Annotated in this window: 1 protein-coding gene; it reads right to left on the reverse strand. The window is 49.0% G+C overall.

The genetic code is table 11. From position 1 onward, the window contains the following. Positions 1–236 precede the first annotated feature (236 nt). Positions 237–839 (reverse strand): DUF2130 domain-containing protein (locus tag JNK54_10715; GenBank protein MBL8024730.1); only part of this gene is annotated, 603 nt, incomplete at its 5' end.

Consider the following 839-nt stretch of genomic DNA (forward strand, 5'->3'; position numbering starts at 1 on the left):
CTTGAAGATAATTTAATACTTTCTGAATATTTCTATCATGACAACTGCGTTGATAGGCATCATAACCAGCGATTGCCTGCGCAAGCCCAGGAATATAAATTGATAAGGCAGATTTAGCGGTACTTGTTAGTGATTTGAATAAGTCTTTTTCTCTATCTGTCAATTCCATATTATTTTATCTAATTAAGTTCAATCGAGAGCTTCATTCAATAATTGTGACATCACAGCTATTAGCTTTACCAGTCAACTTTAGAATCAAGCGCTTTTAACTCCAACCCTTCAATCTCCTGCAACGATTTCCCGGCAATGCCTTGCAAATCACCGTACATGCCGACCGTTGCCGCCATCACACGTTCGATCTGTTCTTCGCGTTTGGCCCATTGTTTCATGATGGCTTTGCGTTCTTTATCGAGGTCTTCCTGCATAGTGGAAAAGGCTTCGACGATTGCTTCGACGCGTTGGCGGAAGCGCGGGCCGGTGAGGTATTGGTAGACCATTTCGGTTTTGCTTTGCTGGCCTTCGGAGGATTGGCGCGCCAACGCGATTTCCAGCAAGGATTGGCGCAGAATCATGGCAACCGGCAACGCCGCGCGCGGGTGGGTGACCCAGACGCCTTCGATCAATTCAAAGGTTTCCACGCCTTTCGGCAAGGTGTGGCTGACGATGACCGCTACTTCCGCTTTGGCGGCGCGTTGATCGTCGCGCAGTTTCACCAGCCAGGCATCGCTCCAGTTTTTGGTGCGTTTGAATTCCCATAACAAGGTACCGCCAATTTGACCGCCCGATCCGATTACGCGATGCAATACGTCGCCGCCGAATTCGCCTTTCGGCACCGGTTC

It is taken from the genome of Elusimicrobiota bacterium (assembly GCA_016788905.1).
GTDB lineage: Bacteria > Elusimicrobiota > Elusimicrobia > FEN-1173 > FEN-1173 > JADKHR01.